This is a genomic window from Mesorhizobium sp. M7D.F.Ca.US.004.01.2.1, from assembly GCF_003997785.1.
GTDB lineage: Bacteria > Pseudomonadota > Alphaproteobacteria > Rhizobiales > Rhizobiaceae > Mesorhizobium > Mesorhizobium loti.
Map to the genome: position 1 here is coordinate 1 of NZ_RZRQ01000763.1, position 460 is coordinate 460.

Below are 460 nucleotides of genomic sequence, written 5' to 3' on the forward strand. Positions count from 1 at the left end.
TCCTTGACGTCCGGCAGCCGCTCGAAATCGAAATTGCCGCCCGAAACCACGGCAACGATGGTCTTGCCCCTGATCTCCTTCCTGGAGAAATCCTCAGCGCATCGATCGCCAGCGCGCCGGCCGGCTCCAGCACGACGCCCTCGACGTTGAGCATCTCGATCATGGTGGCGCAGAGCCGGTTTTCCGGGATCAGCCGCACCGTGTCGGCCGGGAAATCCTTGAGATGCCGCAACGGCTCGCGGCCGATCTCTGCCACCGCCGCGCCATCGACGAAATTGTCGACCTTGGCGAGTTTGAGCCGTTTTCCCGCAGCGAGGCTCTCACGCAGGCTCGGCGCGCCGGCCGGCTCGCAGAAGACGAAGCGCGCTTCCCGGCCCTGATCGGCGAAATAGTGGGTGACGCCGGCGGCAAGCCCGCCACCGCCAACCGGCAGCATGATGATATCGGGCATGCGGGCGCC

The 460-nt window shown here is 66.1% G+C and carries 1 pseudogene; it reads right to left on the reverse strand.

Features of this window, described 5'->3' with window-relative positions:
* Positions 1-460: pseudogene (locus tag EN993_RS36680) on the reverse strand (pyridoxal-phosphate dependent enzyme); the annotation flags it as partial.